Annotated in this window: 14 protein-coding genes and 1 tRNA gene; 5 read left to right on the top strand and 10 right to left on the bottom strand. The window is 50.8% G+C overall.

Features of this window, described 5'->3' with window-relative positions; all coding sequences use genetic code 11:
• Positions 1 to 9 precede the first annotated feature (9 nt).
• The 5 genes from J7I43_RS17180 to J7I43_RS17160 form a co-directional block, all read right to left on the bottom strand.
• Positions 10 to 1,947 (bottom strand): RagB/SusD family nutrient uptake outer membrane protein, encoded by a 1,938-nt coding sequence (locus J7I43_RS17180; protein ID WP_209147085.1) that lies wholly within the window; start codon positions 1,945 to 1,947, stop codon positions 10 to 12.
• Between the two features lie 11 nt (positions 1,948 to 1,958).
• The gene (locus J7I43_RS17175) at positions 1,959 to 5,228 is read right to left on the bottom strand and encodes a SusC/RagA family TonB-linked outer membrane protein (RefSeq protein ID WP_209147084.1); all 3,270 of its coding nucleotides are present in this window, start codon (positions 5,226 to 5,228) and stop codon (positions 1,959 to 1,961) included.
• Between the two features lie 300 nt (positions 5,229 to 5,528).
• Positions 5,529 to 6,554 carry a FecR family protein gene (locus J7I43_RS17170; protein WP_209147083.1) on the bottom strand — a complete coding sequence of 342 codons (1,026 nt, stop codon included), beginning with the start codon at positions 6,552 to 6,554 and terminating at the stop codon, positions 5,529 to 5,531.
• A 54-nt stretch (positions 6,555 to 6,608) separates the two neighbouring features.
• Positions 6,609 to 7,220, bottom strand: a complete 612-nt coding sequence (locus J7I43_RS17165) for an RNA polymerase sigma-70 factor (protein ID WP_209147082.1) — start codon at positions 7,218 to 7,220, stop codon at positions 6,609 to 6,611.
• A 302-nt stretch (positions 7,221 to 7,522) separates the two neighbouring features.
• Positions 7,523 to 7,596: transfer RNA gene (locus J7I43_RS17160), tRNA-Pro, on the bottom strand.
• Positions 7,597 to 7,759: 163 nt separating this feature from the next.
• Between J7I43_RS17160 and J7I43_RS17155 the strand changes: the two genes are divergently transcribed.
• From J7I43_RS17155 to J7I43_RS17135, 5 genes are read left to right on the top strand one after another with little or no spacing between them, the layout of a single operon-like run.
• Entirely contained in the window at positions 7,760 to 9,022 is a 1,263-nt protein-coding gene (locus J7I43_RS17155) for a dihydroorotase (protein ID WP_209147081.1), read from the top strand.
• A gap of 3 nt (positions 9,023 to 9,025) precedes the next feature.
• A complete protein-coding gene (locus J7I43_RS17150) occupies positions 9,026 to 9,508 on the top strand; it encodes a DUF4199 domain-containing protein (RefSeq protein ID WP_209147080.1) in 483 nt (160 codons plus the stop codon).
• On the top strand, positions 9,505 to 10,464 hold the full coding sequence (locus J7I43_RS17145; protein WP_209147079.1) for a glycosyltransferase family 2 protein: 960 nt from the start codon (positions 9,505 to 9,507) through the stop codon (positions 10,462 to 10,464). The genes J7I43_RS17150 and J7I43_RS17145 overlap by 4 nt, the downstream gene beginning before the upstream one ends.
• A complete protein-coding gene (locus J7I43_RS17140; RefSeq protein ID WP_209147078.1) occupies positions 10,461 to 11,573 on the top strand; it encodes a glycosyltransferase in 1,113 nt (370 codons plus the stop codon). Before J7I43_RS17145 ends, J7I43_RS17140 begins: the two co-directional genes overlap by 4 nt.
• A gap of 29 nt (positions 11,574 to 11,602) precedes the next feature.
• A complete protein-coding gene (locus tag J7I43_RS17135) occupies positions 11,603 to 12,595 on the top strand; it encodes a hypothetical protein (RefSeq protein ID WP_209147077.1) in 993 nt (330 codons plus the stop codon).
• A gap of 155 nt (positions 12,596 to 12,750) precedes the next feature.
• Here J7I43_RS17135 and J7I43_RS17130 read toward each other — a convergent pair whose 3' ends face one another.
• From J7I43_RS17130 to J7I43_RS17110, 5 genes are all read right to left on the bottom strand, one after another.
• Positions 12,751 to 13,239 (bottom strand): hypothetical protein, encoded by a 489-nt coding sequence (locus tag J7I43_RS17130; protein ID WP_209147076.1) that lies wholly within the window; start codon positions 13,237 to 13,239, stop codon positions 12,751 to 12,753.
• 115 nt (positions 13,240 to 13,354) lie between these two features.
• The gene (locus J7I43_RS17125) at positions 13,355 to 15,895 is read right to left on the bottom strand and encodes a DNA gyrase/topoisomerase IV subunit A (protein WP_209147075.1); all 2,541 of its coding nucleotides are present in this window, start codon (positions 15,893 to 15,895) and stop codon (positions 13,355 to 13,357) included.
• A 25-nt stretch (positions 15,896 to 15,920) separates the two neighbouring features.
• Positions 15,921 to 16,322 (bottom strand): hypothetical protein, encoded by a 402-nt coding sequence (locus J7I43_RS17120; protein ID WP_209147074.1) that lies wholly within the window; start codon positions 16,320 to 16,322, stop codon positions 15,921 to 15,923.
• A gap of 1 nt (position 16,323) precedes the next feature.
• The gene (locus J7I43_RS17115; RefSeq protein WP_209147073.1) at positions 16,324 to 17,169 is read right to left on the bottom strand and encodes a DUF1835 domain-containing protein; all 846 of its coding nucleotides are present in this window, start codon (positions 17,167 to 17,169) and stop codon (positions 16,324 to 16,326) included.
• A gap of 25 nt (positions 17,170 to 17,194) precedes the next feature.
• On the bottom strand, positions 17,195 to 19,093 hold the full coding sequence (locus tag J7I43_RS17110) for a DNA topoisomerase IV subunit B (RefSeq protein ID WP_209147072.1): 1,899 nt from the start codon (positions 19,091 to 19,093) through the stop codon (positions 17,195 to 17,197).
• Positions 19,094 to 19,387 lie beyond the last annotated feature (294 nt).

Raw genomic sequence — 19,387 nt, 5'->3', positions numbered from 1 at the left:
TTTTTAGATTTAGTACCCGGTATTCTGAATCAGATTTTTATCGATATCTATTTCTCCCTGCGGGATCGGGAAAAAATACTGCCGGGAGAAACTTCTGTCTATTACTTTTGTACGAACGAAGAAACCGTTTCCATCGGCGTTGATGTTCATGCCATGCACCGGTCTGTTGAAATGCTCGGTGGCAAGCCCCCAGCGACGGACGTCGAAATAACGGCTGTTCTCGAAGCCCAGTTCCACTCTTTTTTCCCTGCGGATCAGGTCCATTACGCTATTCGCATCAGCGGGCCGGGGCAATGCATTGGGACCTTCTCCATACATGGGGATGCCTGCTCTTTTACGGATGAGGTTCATGTATTTCCACAGCTCGGGGCTGGAAGGATTGGTGTGGCAAAGCGCTTCCATATAATCGAAGTAAATATTCGGCAAACGGAGCAATATGCATATCAGGCTTTGATTACGGTCGCCGGACCCCATATGTTTACGTACCAGGTAACCGGTGCTGGTATAGTCATTTACCCCGTACAGTTTTCCGCAGGGGCCGCTATAGGTAAAATCGGTGATGTTACCGCCGTTGGTGCCTTCAAACCATCTCTGTCCGGTGAAAGTAATATCCGCATAGAACCTGGGTTCACGGTTTACATACATCATCCGCGTTCCCGCGGGTGCATATACCCGTCCTGTGGCGGAAGTGAAATCAGCATTGCTCACGCCTTCTTCCCTATAACCCGAAGCCTCATTAATGACCGGATTGATACCATCCGCGCGGTAACCGGTGACGGGTGAGGTACCGTTGCTCATAAAGTAAGCGTCTACTTGTTCCTGTGTTGCGCCAAGCAGGCTTCCGCCTTTAAAGTTCCCGTCGCTGATGCGGCGATCGTTGGGCATACGGTCGTATTCCATCGTACCGGCTGAATTATCGATCCGGTAGAAGATCATTTCGGTGTTGTTCGACATCTGGTTCCTCAGCGTGCGGACGCCCCGCCGGTAAGATTCATAAGGGTCGAAGCCCGTATTGTCAGGGCCTGGGAGCAGGTTACCGTTTTTATCGGTATACATCAGTTTAAACCTGGTGCCATAGGTGTTGAAGAATGCAACGCATTCATCCGCCACTTTCTGCCAGTTGGCCCTGATCGCCGTGGCGTCCGGAGCGTTGGGAAAGAGTTTTGTTCCGTCGCGGTTAACCAGGCCGGAATAATAAGTGCTTTCGCCGTTGAATAGCCAGCTTGCCCTGAATGTAAGCGCTTCTATGATAAAGGCCTGAGCAATCGCTTTATCGATACGCCCCATCCCGGAAACGGCGTCTGAAGCGGCGTTATCCATAAGTCCTTCTGTTTGCGCTTCTTTCAATTGCTGCACGATGAAATTAAAACATTCATCGACTGTGTTGCGCGGCAGTTGCAATTCATCGGTGGGCGTATCCTGATCGTATTTTTGCTGCAAAACGGGCACGGGGCCGTAGGCGCGCACGAGATAAAAATAATAGATGGCGCGCATCGCTTTGGCCTCTGCCTTCCATTGTGCCTTTTCGGCGGAGCCTACCTGGTCGTCCGGCGTCTGGTCGATATTAGCAATAAACTCCCCTGCCTGCTGAATACCGGTGAACCAGCTTTTCCAGCGGTGTTTGACCATCGTTTCGTCCGTTGCGTCGAGCGTATTATTATTGATCAGTTTTGCCCTGTTGCCGGGAGAAACATATTCGGATTCATCGCTCGCGGCCGTCCAGGGGCCGGGCGTTCTGTAAAGTGCGGTTTCATGCACCTGGCGCTGGTTGAATTCGTCAGGGATGTAGGTGTACACGTTAGCCAGGTATCCCAATGCGCCGGACCTGGTCTGGAATATTTCTTTCATCGACAAACGGTCCTGCGGAACCTGGTCGAAATATTTGGAACATGAAACAACTGACAGTACCAGTAATCCTATCGTGCATTTCAATATTATACGTTTCATTGCTGTCAGATTTAAAAAGTAAAGTTGATGCCTATGGAAAGCGAACTGATATTCGGGTATTGGCTTCCGTCGTTGGAATTCAGTTCAGGGTCCCAGAGTTTGAATTTGGAAAACGTTACCAGATTGTATCCCATGATGTACACGGCGGCATTATTGAGCTTCATTGTCTGCGACCAGTGTTTGGGCAGATTATAGGATACCTGAAGCGTTTTAAGGCGTAAAAAGCTCATATCGCGTACCCACCAGGTGCTGGGCTGAAAGTTATTCTGATTGTCTACCGTTTCGCCCCCGTATGAAAGCCGCGGATAAAACACGTTCTGATTGGGATTTTCTTCCGTCCACCGGTCGTCGATATTGCTGTACAGGTTACCCGCACCGCCGCCGCCGACAAAGGGCTGGATGCTGTTGCCGGCCAATATACGTTCAGCTTTCGCGACTCCCTGGAAAAGGGCGCCTACCATCAGGTTCTTCCAGGTTATATTGAAGCCTAAGCCGTATACGAATGCCGGAACATCGCCGCGGCTGATGTAAGTTTTATCATAGGCGTCTATCTGACCATCGTTGTTCAGATCCTTATAACGGATATCTCCTGCTTTTACGGTGCCGAACTGGGTAGCAAACGGCTTGGGCGTCGTTATCTTATCTTCGCCTGAAAGTTGCTGCCAGCGCGCCATATCATCGATCTGCGACTGTGTGAACAATCCTTCTGCGATATATCCCCGCTGCCCGAGTATCTTCTCCCCAAACTGGTTCATCCATGAATAACGCTGATCGGGCAATTCTCCTTTGATCCACTGATCGTTGTTGTAAGTGATGTTTCCTCTCAGGTTGATCCTCCAGTTATCGCTAAGTCGCCTGTTGTATTCTATCGTTCCGTCAAATCCCCTGTTCTCCACGACTCCTACGTTACCGTATGGTGAAGCCATATTATACCCGATAAAAGACGGAATGGAGTTTTCACGTTTCAGCAGGATGTTCTTACGTTTTTCCCTGAAGATGTCGAAGATGATGGACAGGTCGCCGTTGAGTGTCCTCAGCTCGATACCCAGGTCCTGCTTGCGGGATTCTTCCCACACGAGGTCAACCGCATTGTTGATCACTTCGTAGCCGCCGTATTTGGTACCGCTTACGCCAAAAACATATCCGAAAGAACCGTTGCCGTTGATCTGATCCAGGTACATAAAGCGCCTGTCTGAAACATTGCTGTTCCCGATCCTTCCATCCGTATACCGGAATTTCAGGAACGGAATGATATTATGCAAAGGCTCCCAGAACTTTTCATTGGATATCACCCATCCCACACCATAAGCGGGGAATGTGCCGTATCTTTTCCTGGGAGAGAAGTTTTCCGCGCCGGTATAGCCGATATTGAACTCGGCGAAATAACGGTCCTTCCAGGAGTAGGTCGCACGCCCGGCAACGCCCTGCATCCTGTACGGGATGGCGTTTTCAAGCGTGCCCTGCGGATAGAGCAATCTTTGCTGCTGATTAAAAAGCAATAATCCGCTCACACGGTGCTCACCGAACGACCTGTCGTAATTGAAAGACGCTTCGAGATACGTTCTTTTATTTCCGGATGCCGACTGGCTGTATCCCAATACATCGGAACCGGTGTAGGTCCGGGTCAGGATCGGGTACCCGTCCATATCATAAGGAACGTTCAGGTCTGTGAGATAATAAGTGGATTCGCGGCGGGACTGGTGCAGGTTCACTTCGTTGTACACGTCGTAGGCATACATCGCTGAAAAGCTGAGCCCCTTTGTAAAAGCTTCCAGGTCCTGCGTAACTCTGAGGTTGGAATAGACCTGGTTTTTCGCGATGTTATCGTAGCCTCTGCGGGTAGCGTCCGCATAAGGGTTTCTGAATCCTCCGTTGGGATTGATACCGGGAACATAACCCTTTCCCCTTATATAAAACATTTTAGGATAATCGACCGGTGAAATGCCCATGGCGGAGTTGTAAACATCATGCGATGAAATGGCCGGGTAGTTCCCTTCACCTAAATACCCCTGCGCGCCAATCTCCACTTTAGTAGTCGGCGTAGCGTTGATAGACACGTTGGTGGTAAAGTTATAACGGCTGTATTTCATCTTGGAGTTATAACCGGTCACTGTTTTATCCGTGGTCATCATGCCGGTTTCGTTATAATAACTTACCGAAGCATAATAAACGGCTTTCTCGCTTCCCCCGCGAACGTTTACGTTTGCTCTCCTGTTATACCCCCAATCGTTGAATACTTCTTTCAGCCAGTTTACATTCGGGTACAGGTAAGGGTCTTTTCCCAGCGCCGTATTATTAATATACTCCTGGGAATATTTTGGCGCCAGCCCGTCGTTACGCAAAGCTTCGTTAGCCGCATTCATATATGCTATGCCATCCGTCAGGTCCACTTTTTTTGTAAACCGGGTAAATGATTCGTAATAATCGGCATTGATAGTGGGTTTTCCCATCCTGCCCGGTTTGGTTTTGACGATAATAACGCCGTTCGCGCCGCGCACCCCGTAAACAGCGGTCGCAGAAGCGTCTTTTAGTATGGTGAGCGATTCAACGTCTTCGGGGTCCACATCATTGAAAGACCGCTCTACACCGTCAACAAGAATGAGCGGTGAAGCGCTGTTGGGTGTGGCAATCCCCCTGATCCAGATATCGGCGACATTTTTACCCGGCTCCCCGGAACGCTGCACGGAAATTACGCCTGAAATCCTTCCCGCCAGCGCTCCTGTGAGGTTAGAGGACGGGATTTTCAAATCGCTCGCTTTCAGGGAAGACTGCGCACCTATATTACTTATTTTACGCTGCGTGCCATAGCCGACAACAACCGTTTCGTTCAGTGCGGTCTCTTTCTGAACAAGGATTGCATCGTATATGTTTTCGTTTGCGTTAACCCTTATTTGCAGGTTACTATATTCAATATGACTTATTACAAGCACGCACTCTTTCAGTTCGGTACGCAGCTGGTAAAAACCATCGCTATCGGTCGTGGTGCCCGAAGTGGTCCCCAGGATGCCAACGGTGGCGCCCTGGACGGGTTTCTGGGTTTTGGAATCTATTACCCTTCCACGCAGCGTTCTGGGAGCCTGGCGCTGCGGGGCCGCCGGATTTCCTTTTATAATGATATGCTTCCCTTCGATCTTATGGGTCAGTCCCTGGGGCGAAAGCAGGGAATTCAGCACGTTGGTCATATCTTCATTCTGCACATGTAACGATACCTTGCCGGTTACGTCTATATCTTTTGAATAGATAAAAAGATAGCTCGTTTGGTCCTCTATTTTTTTAAGCACCTCCTTTAAAGAAATGTTTTCCACATTGAGCGAAACCTTTCCGTTTTGATAGACTGCCGCATTCACGCAATTGACACACCACAAGAATACAAAAGCCGTGGCCGCCATTCTTATCAGGTATCTGTAATTAACTCCCCGCATATGCACGTGACGGGGTACAAAAGACGATTTTGTAATACTATTCATGAATGAATCTGGATTTATGCTGTTCTTAAATGAATACTCGCAATAGTTATCACCAGGCAGTGGTTGACCCTGCCCGTGTTATCAATTAATAAATACTTTGTGGTATAATTCCCGTCAGTTTAAAATGTCGTAGCCATTATCGCTGGAGTTTTTAGTATATCGGAGCCCATAACTATGGCCAAGCACCTCAAGCGCATACTCCAAACCATCGGAAACCCTGAATTTTCCGGTCAAAAGCAAATCGGGATCATTAAGCTGCCGGATGGTGATTTTTTTGCCGAATGAGTTCTCGAGGCGCTCTAATACTTCGGTAATAGGTACGTTGTCAAAAGCAATCAATCCGTCCTTCCATTTGTAGATATCCGTATCGGTTACGGCGGAAACGACCAACGCTTCATTGATTAATTCCGCTTTTTGCATGGGCACAAGGTCCTGGCTCTTTCCCCCTTGAGTGTTAACACAAACGTGCCCTTCCAGCAATGCGGTAACAAAACGTGGCTTGCCTGCATATGCTGATACGTTGAAAGTGGTTCCGGTGACAACAATATTTCCTTTTGCAGTTGTTACAATAAAAGGGTGGCCTGCATCTTTCCTCACCTCAAAATACCCCTCTCCGTTTAAGTATACTTCCCTGGTACTGCCACTGAAATTTTCCGGGTATTTGAACGTTGATCCGGCGTTAAGCCATACTACAGTACTATCCGGGAGGAGCATTTTTTTTGTTTCGCCGGGGGCAACGGAAATCTGAACGTACAGGTTTTTATTCACATCCATAATACCCAACCCGGGAAGACCTTTCATATAAAAAAAGCCGCCGATCCCTGCCAGCATCAGCACCATTGCAGCATAGGCAGCGACCTTATGATGCGACAAATACCTGAGAACAGCCCCACCCCGGGCCTGGCGGCCGGGCTGTTTCGCATGAAGCAAACGCTTTCTGAATCTTTGAAAGGCTTTGTTTTTATCGTATAGATGTGATTCTTTTTCCCCTATTGCAACCGACCATGCATCCAGTTTCTGCCGGAAATATAACTTGTTGGCAGCCGACGCATTTACCCATTGCAATAGCTCTTCCGTGGAATCTTCATCGAGTTCCTGCGCCAGAAATGCGGCAATTAATTCATCAACCTGGAATTTCATCTTATAGAGCTGTTGATTATAAGACAGCGAATCGGGGTAAGCGGGTAGTCAAAATCAAAAAAATATTTTGACGAGGAGAATGATAACAATGGCAATGTGTTTTTCAAGCCGTTCCCTTAAGAAACGTAATGCATTTTTCATATGGTATTTTACGGTATTGACCGATATGCTGAGTTCCCGCGAGATATCTTCATAGCGCTTTTTCTCAAAACGGCTTTTTATAAAAACGAGCTTACATTCAGGCGGCAACTCATTGATGGCCTGTTTCAGTTCCGCATCCAGCTCTTTCTCCACTAACTGCCTGAGCGCATCATCCTTTGACGTAGCATAGGTGAAAACATCTGCATCCGACACATTTTCACTGCGTACGAGGCTGGAAATGGGCACTTCGTACCGGGTGCGCGCTAACGAAAGGTAATTAAAACACCGGTTGCGGACCGCGGTCATTAGGTACCACAACAAAGAAATTTCCAGTTCCAGCGTTTCCCGGATCTCCCACAAATGAAAAATAGTATCTCCAACGATCTGCTCCGCCAGATCATGATCTTTTACATACTTATTCGCAGTATGACACAATGTTGCATAATAAGTGTCGTATATATACCTGTAGGCTTTTTCAGAACCTTCCTTTAATTGTCTGACTACGATTTTTTCATTATGATCCATAGCATCTAAATTCAATTATGGAATATCGTGTACGATTTATTTTACAGGCTATTTGCTGAATTTAATAACGAAAATGACTGAATACTCTGTTCACGTGGCCGATCAGGATAAATTATCAAAAGTATAGGCGGTAACGAGGACCCTGATTTATTGTGCAAACTATATAAAATTATGAAAAAACGAATGTTTGTTTTTGTTTGGCAATAGAGGAAGGAGGGAGATAAATCGCCGAAAATACGTTTTGGGGAGTGCCAAAAAACATAAAGCATTTACAGTAAACTGTAAATGCTTTATTTTATTCGTCGGGACGACTAGATTCGAACTAGCGACCCCTTGCACCCCATGCAAGTGCGCTACCGGGCTGCGCTACGTCCCGAACTCCGGTACCGTGTTTTAACGACGGGATGCAAAAGTAACCATTCATTTCATTTTTGCAAAAATTTTATCCCTTTTTCTATGAATTTCTGTTGACAACCGCTTCCCACCGCTATACATCACACCACATAAATACGTACATTTGCCCGGGATAAATTCAAATGATGCATATTTTACTGAAAAGCGCAAAGATCGTAGCTCCTTCATCCCCTTTCAACGGGCAAATACAGGATATTCTCATCGAAAACGGCGTGATCACCAATATCGCCGCCGGTATTCAACACCCTTCCGCCCAGGTGGTGACCGGCCCGAACCTTCACGTAACTACCGGTTTCACGGACGTTTTCGCGCATTTCTGCGACCCGGGACAGGAATATAAGGAAGATCTCCAGTCCGGCGCCATGGCGGCCGCAAAAGGCGGTTTCACCACCGTTATGATCGTGCCGAACACTCAGCCCGCCCTTCATACCAAATCGCAGATAGAATACGTGCTCAGCAAAACCCGCTACGGGGCCGTGCGCGTGCTGCCCATCGGCGCCATCACCAAAAATCTCGAAGGCACTTCTCTCGCGGAAATGTACGAGATGAAAGAAACCGGCGCGGTCGCCTTTTCAGACGGGCTTAAACCCGTACAGGCCTCCGGCATCATGCTCAAAGCCCTTCAATACGTAAAAGCTTTCTCCGGCACCATTATCCAGGTACCCGACGATACCAGCATATCCGGCCACGGCCTCATGCACGAAGGCGTTTTTTCCACCCGCCTCGGCATGCCCGGCAAACCCGCCATTGCGGAAGAGATCATGATCAAACGCGATCTCGACCTGCTCAGGTACACCGAATCCCGCCTGCACTTCACCGGCGTAAGCACCCGCAAGGCCATCGAACTGATCGCCGCCGCCAAAACGGAAGGCCTCAGCGTAACCTGCTCCGCAACCCCGTACCACCTGCTGTTCACCGAAGAAGACCTCGTTACCTACGACAGCTTCCTGAAAGTGAGCCCGCCCCTGCGCAGCCAGGACGATGTGCAGGCGCTGCGCGACGCGGTGATCAACGGCGTGGTAGACTGCATCGCCACGCATCATCAGCCGCAGGATTGGGATGCCAAACAAGTGGAGTTCGAATACGCCAAACCCGGCATGATCGGCCTCGAAACCGCTTTCAGCGCGCTTCTCACCGCGCTGCCCGGCCTTTCCCCCGAAAGGCTCAGCGAACTGCTCAGCATCAACCCGCGCAAAATATTCAACCTGCCTGAACTGACCATTGCCAAAGGTGCGCCCGCCAATCTCACCCTTTTCGACCCGGCGGAAGAATACCAGTTCACAGACGGGCACATCGGTTCCAAAAGCAAAAATTCCCCCTTCATCGGCCGTAAAATGACCGGCACGGTAAAGGGAATTATCAACAATAACCAGGCTTACCTCGCATAAGGCATGAAAACTAAAATTCATATCCAGTTCGGTCTTGCGGCCGCGGCGGTCAATTTTATACTGCTGCTGGTGCAGTTCTTTACCGGTGCGCCCTTCGCCAGCCCGCTGTTCATGATCCTTCCGATAGCCAGCCTTTCTATCCTGGTGATCGCCGCCTGCCGGAAATTTTCAAAGGAAACCGGCGGCAATGCCGGCTTTGGAGAGATTTTTGGTGTAGGCTTCCGCACAACGGCCGTGACCATCGTAATTTTCGCTATCTTGTTTTTCTTATTCGTGTGGATCGTGCCGGCTTACAAGGAAAGGTTCATCGCGGAAGTGATCGCCTCGGCGCAGGCAGCCGACGCCACCGCGGCAGACATAGAACAGAGCACCGCCGGGCTGAAAAAGAATTTCGCGATCTCGGCGCTCGCAGGCCTGGAATTCATGAACCTGATACCCGGCCTCATCGCGTCGGTGATCGGCGCAGCAATTGCTAGAAAAAAATGAGACACCTAGACATATCCGTAATCGTTCCCTTAAAAAACGAAGAAGAATCGCTGCCGGAACTGGCCGCATGGATCGCCCGTGTGATGGATGAAAATAATTTCACTTACGAAGTGTGGATGGTAGACGACGGCAGCACAGACGAAAGCTGGCATGTGATCCGCCACCTGTCGTCCCAGAACCCGCATATCAAAGGCATCAAATTCCAGCGCAACTACGGCAAATCCGCCGCGCTCAACGAAGGTTTCCGCAAAGCCCAGGGCAATGTGGTGATCACGATGGACGCAGACCTCCAGGATTCCCCCGACGAGATCCCCGGCCTTTATTCCATGGTCGTGAACGATGGTTTCGATCTCGTGAGCGGCTGGAAAAAAGTCCGTTACGACAATACCCTCACCAAAAATATTCCTTCCAAATTCTTCAACTGGGCCACGGTGAAAATGAGCGGCATCAAACTGCATGATTTTAACTGCGGCCTGAAAGCTTACCGCAAAAAAGTGGTAAAAACCATTGAAGTGTACGGCGAAATGCACCGCTACATCCCCGTGATCGCCAAGTGGAGCGGTTTCAGAAAGATCGGTGAAAAAGTGGTGGAACACCGCAAACGCAAATACGGCACCACCAAATTCGGCCTGGAACGTTTTGTGAACGGGTTTCTCGACCTCGCGTCCATCACCTTCGTAGGCCGCTTCGGCAAACGCCCGATGCACTTTTTCGGCGCGCTGGGCAGCCTCTTTTTCTTTATCGGTTTCCTTATCTCCGGTTATCTCGCCTTCGCCAAAATATTCTGGATGCAGTACAAAATGACGGAAAGGCCGCTGTTCTTTCTCGCCCTGCTGCTGCTGATCATCGGTTCCCAATTATTCCTCACGGGTTTTATCGCCGAAATGGTGGCCCGTAACTCCCCGGAAAGAAACTCTTACCTGGTGGAGGAAACACTGGAAAACCAGCAAGGATGACAGGCAAAAAAATAGTGATCATCGGCCCGGCCCACCCCATCAGGGGCGGGCTGGCTGCTTTTAACGAACGCCTTGCGCGGCAGCTCGCCGCACAGGGCAACGATGTATCCATTCATACCTTTTCTTTCCAGTACCCGGAATTTATGTTCCCCGGCAAAACGCAGTACGCCGCGGGCCACGGCCCGGCAGACCTGCGCATTCACCGCACGGTGCATTCCCTCAATCCGCTCAACTGGCGTAAAACAGGGCTTCGCATCCGGAAAGAAAGGCCGGACATGGTTATAATTGCTTACTGGCTGCCCCTGATGGCCATGAGCCTGGGAACCATCGCCAAGATGGTCCGGCGCAACGGGCATACCCGCGTGGTAGGACTGGTGCACAACCTCATCCCGCACGAAAAACGCCCCGGCGACGCGCTGCTCACCCGTTATTTCGTGAACAATTGTGATGCTTTTATCACGCTCAGCAAAGAAGTGCTGGCAGACATCCGGAAGATCACCGCAAAACCCGCGGTATTTGCGCCGCACCCCGTGTACGACAGTTTTGGGGATGCGCTCCCCTCCACCGAAGCCCGCCGGCACCTCGGTCTCGACGCCAACAAACGTTACCTGCTGTTTTTCGGTTTCATCCGCGCTTACAAAGGCCTCGACCTGCTGCTGGAAGCCATGCGCGACGAACGTATCGCAGCCATGGCCAACCTCGAGCTGATCGTGGCGGGGGAATTTTACGAAGACCGCAAAAAATACGAACCGCTGCTGGGCCCCAACGTGCGGCTGGTATCGGATTTTATTCCCGAACAGGAAGTGAAATATTATTTTTCCGCCGCCGACCTGGTGGTGCAGCCCTATAAAACCGCCACCCAGAGCGGTATCTCGCAAATGGCGTATCATTTCGAGATACCAATGCTGGTAACCGCCGTTGGCGGCCTCCCCGAGATCGTGCCGGACGGAAAAGCGGGATATGTAACCGCGCCCGACCCCAAAGCGATCGCAGACGGCATCCTCCGCTTCCTTTCCCAGCCCCCAGGCCTGTTCAGCGCTTTTATCCGTGAGCAGAAACAGCTATATTCATGGGAACATTTCGTAAATACCCTCGGTTCTTTACAATAATTTGCAGGATTTAAGGTTATAAAAGCATCATGATACGAATGCAAGGATTCACGGTCTTACTGGTTTGTTTATTGTCCACCTCCGCCATGGCGCAGCGCCTCAGCCCGGCAGACCTCGCCGCGCTCACGCAGGCGGAAGATTCGCTGCGCGCCGTTCATTACGACGTGGTCAACGGGAAAGTGCAGGAATTCCGTTCCTCCCGCAACGACCAGTTTATCCCCCAGTTCGTGAAAACGCTGAAAACCAGATATTCCTTCTACTACCCATTCGATTCCATCCGTACGATGGCGAAAGTATACCCGCAGGACAGTACCTTCCGCGTCATCACCTGGCAACTGGAAAACGATAACAGCACGTTCCGGCATTTCGGCGTGATACAGATGAACACGAAAGACGGCTCGTTGAAACTGTTCCCGCTGTTCGACAACTCCGATTTCACCCGCAATACGGATACGGTCACCAATGCCAGGGGCTGGTACGGCTGCCTGTATTACGCCATCATCCAGCGGCATTATTTCAACTCGGAATTTTACACGCTTTTCGGGTGGGACGCCAATTCGCAGACCAGCCAGAAAAAGATCGCCGAAATGCTCACGTTCAAAAACGGCGAGCCCGTGTTCGGCGGGCCTTTTTTCAGCTTCGCGGAAGATACCGTGCCCAAGCCAGGGCGCAACCGCTTCATTATGGAATACAAACGTGAAGCCGTGGCTTCGCTTAATTATAACCCCGAAATGGACATGATCGTGTTTGACCATCTCATTTCCGAAACCGGTGAGGAACTTAAAAAATATACCCTCGTGCCCGACCTCGATTACGAAGGTTTTAAATGGAAAGCGGGCAAATGGGTGCATATTGAAAAAGTATTCCATGACGCGCTGCAGCAGGGCAAAGTACCGGTGGGCGAGCCGATGAACAAACAGAAAGTGGACATCACCCGGCCGCGCACCGCCGAAGACATCAACAAAGAAACCCTGGAAAAGGAAGCGCAGAAAGGAAAAAAGAAAAAGAAAAACGATAATTAATCTCCCCTGTCCGTGAAATCCCGCTCACCGATCATTATTTCCCTATTGATATTATTTTCCTCCTGCGGATATATGGACGCATTTAACGAGCGCGCTATACCGATCGGGAATTCGGGCGTGGCGCTTGTTTATTTCGCGGAATCTCCTCCCCCTAACTAGAATCCCGGGAAATTTTCCTCCGGCAGCGGCACATTATTGCTGGAATGATGAAAGATATGCAGTTCGAAAGCGCTGATCTTATCCAGCGGGTAATATTTCACCGGCCCGAAACCCAGCATCAGCCTTACTTCCCGCAAACTGCCCTTCATGCCCCGGCCGTTGTAGATCGGCACGAACACCACGCGTTTCCCGAATGTGGTCACCGAATCTTTGATGATGATATCCGGGCGGTTGCCTTTGGTGTATTGCGTGTAATAGTCGCGCACCAGTTTGAATTTGCGCGAAAGGCTTTTTTCGTCTTCGCCGATATCTTCCAGGTCGGGCGCCACCAGTTGCCGGAAAGCTTTTTCGTCGTTGTTTTCAATGGCTGAAAGTACAGCACCGCTTGTTTCGGCTATCTTGCCGCCGTCAGGCCCGCCGGACTGCGATTTGCAGGCGGCAAACAACAAAAGAACGAACAACCATGATCTCCGGCGGTATTTCATATTGCGGCAAACAAATTTGAAGTAATGTGTATCCGTCCTCAATTTAAAACATTCGTCACAAAAGTCAGGATTCCTTTCAAAGAAAAAGCCGGGCAGTGCGCCCGGCTTTTGTTTATCAGAACAATTCTGTTTGAATATTGCCTTCGTCGTCTTCTTCCTTTTCCGCCTCTTCGTCTTCCGTGATCAGTTCGATGCTCACAAAATCGTCGCCGGCGATCTTCGTGCCTACCGTTTTCCAGCCGGCCACTTCGTAGGTTTCATGCAGCGCGATCTCTTCTTCTTCCGGAGAGCGTTTTTTTCCCGTGCGCAGGATCACCACCGGCTCCGCCTGCGTGGTCACCAGTTCCAGGTAATTGTTCGCCCCTTCTTTGATGAAAGAAAATTTGTTGTTGAGCGTTTGCGTTTCGATCTTGAAACGTTTCACGTTGAATTGTTTTTTGTCCGCGTCGAAATACACGGCGGTTACGATCCTTTCCGGGTTGAACTTTTCGATGTACACGGCGTCGTTGGATTCGTAACGGTTCGTGATCTCGTAATTGGTCAGTTCGTAAGTGCCGTTTTTGTAGAACACGAGGATCTTATCGTCACCTTCGAAAGAACCGACGTAAATACCGCGCTGTTCGGTGTTGAGGCGGCCCACCGCGTCGTCGTACCAGATCTTGATGCCGCTGAGCGTGGAAGCGCCTTTTTCCTTGAATTTCACGCTGCGGATGGGCCATTTGGTAACTACGTTGCCCATGGAGCTGCGCGCTTTGATGGGAATGGTCTCGAAATAGAAATCAAATTCCTTTTTCTTCGCGGCGCAGTTCGGGCTGAGGCGCACGGTCACTACTTCTGCCTCGCCGTTGGGGTTGGCGCTGAAATAATGCACTTTGGAGCCTTTTTCGCCTTTGGTGAGGTGGTATTCCTTGTCGCGGGTGATGCCGGTTACGTTGAAACGTTTGGCAAGGCTGTAGCCGGTTTTGCCGTCTACGTAGATCATGTTGTAGATCATGCGCTCGTCTCCTTTGCGGAACACGTCTACATGGATGATGTCTTTGCCCACGAAGGTTTTATCGGCCACTTTGGTCACCAGCATCACACCGTCGCGGCGGAATACGATGATATTGTCCAGGTCGGAGCAATCCGCCACGAACTCGTCTTTTTTGAGCGAGGTGCCGATGAATCCGTCGTTGCGGTTTACGTACAGTTTGGTGTTGGCGATGGCTACCTGCTGCACCTGAATGGTGTCGAACAGTTTCACTTCGGTTTTGCGCTCGCGGCCTTTGCCGTATTTTTTGAGCAGGCCTTCGTAATAACTTACGGCAAAATCCGTGAGGTTGGCCAGGTCGTGTTTCACCTGTTTGATATCTGCTTCGATGCCTTTGATCTGTTCGGCAAGCTCGTTGATATCGAGGCGGTAGATGCGGCGAACGGGTTTTTCCGTGAGTTTGAGAATATCTTCCCGCTGGATCTCGCGTTTCAGCTGTTTTTTATACGGGCCAAAACCTTTGTCGATGGCCTGAAGCACGGTTTCCCAGTCTTTATGTTTCTGCTCCAGCTCCTTGTAGATGCCTTTTTCGAAGAATATTTTTTCGAGCGAGGTATAATGCCATTTTTCTTCGAGCTCCGAGAGTTTGATCTCCAGTTCCCTGCGCAACAGTTCTTTCGTAAAATCGGCGGAATATTTCAGCAGGTCGGAAGCGCCCATGAACACGGGTTTATCTGCCGTGATCACGCAGGCGTTGGGCGAAATGCTCACTTCGCAGTCGGTGAAGGCGTATAGTGCGTCGATGGTGATGTCCGGCGAAATACCGGGCGCCAGCTGCACTTCGATCTCCACATCTTTAGCGGTGTTGTCCACCACTTTTTTGATCTTGATCTTGCCGTTGTCGTTCGCTTTTACGATGGATTCCATCAGCGCGGTAGTGGTTACGCCGTAGGGCACGTCTTTAATGAGCAGCGTCTTTTTGTCCTTCTCCTCGATATGCGCCCTTACGCGGACCTTGCCGCCGCGGCGGCCGTCGTTGTAATTGGTCACGTCTATCATGCCGCCGGTAAGGAAGTCCGGGTACAGCTCGAATTTTTTACCGCGCAGGTATTTAATGGACGCATCGATCAGCTCGCAGAAGTTATGCGGCAGTATTTTGGTGCTGAGGCCCACGGCAATGCCCTCGGCGCCCTGTGCGAGCAACAGCGGGAACTTCATGGGTAGGGCCAGCGGCTCGTTCTTACGGCCGTCGTAGCTCAGCTGCCATTCGGTGGTTTTATTGTTAAAAGCAACGTCCAGCGCGAATTTGGAAAGGCGCGCTTCGATATAACGCGCGGCGGCCGCATCGTCTCCCGTTCGCACGTCGCCCCAGTTACCCTGCGTTTCGATCAGCAGGTCTTTCTGCCCGAGGTTCACGATGGCGTCGCTGATGGATGCGTCGCCATGCGGGTGGTACTGCATGGTTTGCCCGATAACGTTCGCCACTTTGTTGAAACGCCCGTCATCCATTTCTTTCATGGCGTGCAGGATGCGGCGCTGCACGGGTTTCAGCCCGTCTTCCACGCCCGGTACCGCACGCTCCAGGATTACGTAAGAGGCGTAATCCAGGAACCAGTCCTTGTACTTCTCATCTACGTGCGCAAGGCCATGCAGTGATTCGTCCGGTGTTTCGTTGATATTGCTCATATTCTTATCAGAAAAAAATTAAAGTTTACCGTTTGCCCGCCAAAAAATCGTCTCTCCAAACCCGCACCGAATCGATCTTTACGTCGTCGAGCGTGTTTAATTCGATGAAAGAACAATCTTCGATCGCTTCCAGCTCGTGCCAGACGCGAATGGGTATTTCCACTTTCGCGGGCGCCTCGATCACGTCCGTGCGCATGTCCGTTTCGTCCAGCGGGCACCAGTGCAGGTATGCTTTGCCGCTCAGCAGGTACATGATCTCGGGATTTTTGTACTCGCTGTTGCCGAGGTGGTAATGCTGGCCGCTGCTGGAACCGGCGATGCGGTAGCAGAGAATAAAAGTGCCGGTCCTGAACGTCTGCCAGTCGAAATTCCGGCCCCTGTCGTCTTCTCCCCGCAGTTCGAGCGGCGTAATAATGATCGCTGACATGTTATGCATTTTCTGCCGGCGCGGGTTCGTTTCCGCCGCCAGGCAATTTGATCTCGTAATCGCGCATCGTTTTCAGTTCGCCCCTGTATTCCAGCTTTTCCTCGCGGATCAGCTCTTTCAGCCGCCAGTTGAGGAACTGGTCCATCACGGGGTATTTGAACTTGCCCACTACCTGCGCGATCACTTTATTCGCTTTTTGAAATTCTTTGTTCGATGCGCCAAGCAGGTCTTTGTCGAAAAACGTGCCCGGCTCGCCGCGCAGTTTTTTCCCGCCTTCCAGGATACGCACGCCGGCGTTTTCGTTCATCAGGCGGCGCCATTCGTCGCCATCCAGTTCAAACTCCGCGAGCGACACTTCCCTGGCGAGTTTTTTCGCTTTCAGGAATTCTTTCGGCAAAATCTGGCTCAGGTGAGTGGGATAAAACACGCCGTTCTTTTCGTTGAGGAACGGCAGGTTGTTGAGATATATAAGATGGATGCGGCCGGAAAAACGGTCGAGCTGGCTGATCAGCCAGTAATAACCGCTCACGTCGGTCGCATTCTGGCCGGCCCAGATCCAGATCGTCAGTTCTTCTTCTTCGCGGAGGCGGGCTTTCAGCTCGCGCACGGGATCTGCCGGGGCCACGGCCACTTCTCCTTCGGCGGGCGCGGCCACTACCACGTCCTGCACGGTATTCCACCACTCTTTGCGGGCGGAGCGCCCGTCGGGCGTGTCGAGAATAAAGAGCGGGCCCACGGCGAGATCGTCTTCAAAACTCAGTATTTCTCCCTCCAGCAGCGGGTCCAGTTCCATGGCCGCTTTCAGGTTGGCCTCGGATGATTGCCCGAATACGATATGTAGTATCATTTCAATTATACGGTTAATGTTAAGCCTAGGCTTCTTCAGCCTCCTCTACCAGGTCTTTTTCATAACGCAGGTTGCTGATAATAAAATCCTGCCTGTGCTGGGTGTTTTTGCCCATGTAATATTCCAGCATTTTCGCCACCGGCATGTCCTGCGAAGGAATGATGGGCGATTTGCGCATATCATCGCCGATAAACTGGCCGAACTCTTCAGGCGAAATTTCACCCAAACCTTTAAATCGCGTGATCTCGGGTTTGGCGCCCAGTTTTTTCACGGCCTTTTGTTTTTCTTCCTCGCTGTAGCAGTAAATGGTCTGCTGTTTGTTGCGCACGCGGAACAGCGGCGTTTCGAGGATATAAACGTGACCGTTCTTCACCAGGTCCGGGAAAAATTGCAGGAAAAAGGTGAGCATCAGCAGTCGGATATGCATCCCGTCCACGTCCGCATCGGTAGCGATCACGATATTGTTGTAACGCAACCCTTCCATGCCTTCTTCTATGTTCAGCGCGTGTTGCAGCAGGTTAAATTCCTCGTTTTCGTACACGATCTTTTTGGTAAGACCGTAACAGTTCAGCGGTTTACCGCGAAGGCTGAACACGGCCTGTGTTTCCACGTTGCGGCTTTTGGTGATGGAACCGCTCGCGGAATCGCCCTCCGTGATGAAGATGGTGGTTTCTTTTTGCCTGCTGGCCAGTTCTTCTTTCTGTTTGCCCGTATATTCCTCGTTCATATGCACGCGGCAGTCGCGGAGCTTTTTGTTGTGCAGGTTCGCTTTTTTGGCGCGGTCGTTGGCCAGTTTTTTAATGCCGGCCAGTTCTTTCCTTTCTCTTTCGCTTTGTTCGATCCTTTTTTTCAGCGCGTCCGCCACGGAGGGGTTGCGGTGAAGATAATCGTCGAGCTGTTTGCTGAGGAACTCCAGCACGAAGTTCTTCATGCTCTGCCCGCCTTCCGCCACGGCCAGGGAACCGAGCTTGGTTTTGGTCTGGCTTTCGAACACCGGCTCCTGCACGCGCACGGCAATGGCCGCGCAGATGGAAGCGCGGATGTCTGTAGCGTCGTAATCTTTTTTATAGAAGTCGCGCACGGTTTTGACGAACGCCTCGCGGAAAGCCGCAAGGTGCGTACCGCCCTGGGTGGTATGCTGACCGTTTACGAAAGAATAATATTCTTCGCCGTACTGGTTTTCGTGGGTGATGGCCACTTCGATGTCGTCTCCCTTGAGGTGGATCACCGGGTACCGCAGGTCGTCCGGGTTGGTTTTGCGTTGCAGCAGGTCCAGCAGCCCGTTTTTGGACAGGAATTTCTGCCCGTTGAAGTTGATGGTGAGCCCGGCGTTGAGGAAGCAGTAGTTCCAGATCTGGTTCTCCAGGAAATCCGGTATATAATGATAGTTCTTGAAAACGGTATCGTCCGGGCTGAAGGTCACGAGCGTGCCGTTGGGCTCGCCGGTGGAGGTTTCCTTATGTTCTTTGGTAAGCACGCCTCTTTCGAACTCCGCGGCTTTGGCTTTGCCGTCGCGGATGGAGGTGACTTTAAAATAGCTGCTGAGCGCGTTCACCGCTTTGGTACCCACGCCGTTGAGGCCTACCGATTTCTGGAAGGCTTTGCTGTCGTATTTCGCGCCGGTGTTGATCTTGCTCACAACGTCCACCACCTTGCCGAGGGGAATGCCCCTGCCAAAGTCCCGCACGGTCACGCTATGCTCTGAAACCTTAATATCTATCTGTTTGCCGAAACCCATCATATGTTCGTCGATACAGTTATCCACCACCTCTTTGATGAGAATGTAAATGCCATCGTCCATACTGCTGCCGTCTCCCAGCTTGCCGATATACATACCGGGGCGGAGGCGGATGTGCTCCCGCCAGTCGAGCGAACGGATGGATTCTTCCGTATAGGCATTGAACATGTCTTTATTTTCTGCCATAGTCTGTCTGTTAAACGCTTGATGTTGAAACCGTTGGGGTGAGGCAGGCCCCGGCCCCTTACTAAATCTTTTAGCAAAACCCGGTCGTTGGCAAAAATAAAGGATTGTGACAATATCCCAAGTAGATTTTATGCACCATACTTATTTTACTGTACCTGAAAGGTTTGGGAGGATATTCACATTTCCCTTCCATCCGCCCCTTTTCCGGAATAAATCACACGTTCGTAGAATAACGTGTTACCAAAAAAGTGCATATCTTTTTGAAAAGATTCCGGATAACAGTCAATCAAATAA

It is taken from the genome of Chitinophaga chungangae (genome assembly GCF_017742215.1).
Lineage (GTDB): Bacteria > Bacteroidota > Bacteroidia > Chitinophagales > Chitinophagaceae > Chitinophaga > Chitinophaga chungangae.
Note: the sequence above shows the minus strand (reverse complement) of the source record. Positions and strands in the feature narration are given on the sequence as shown.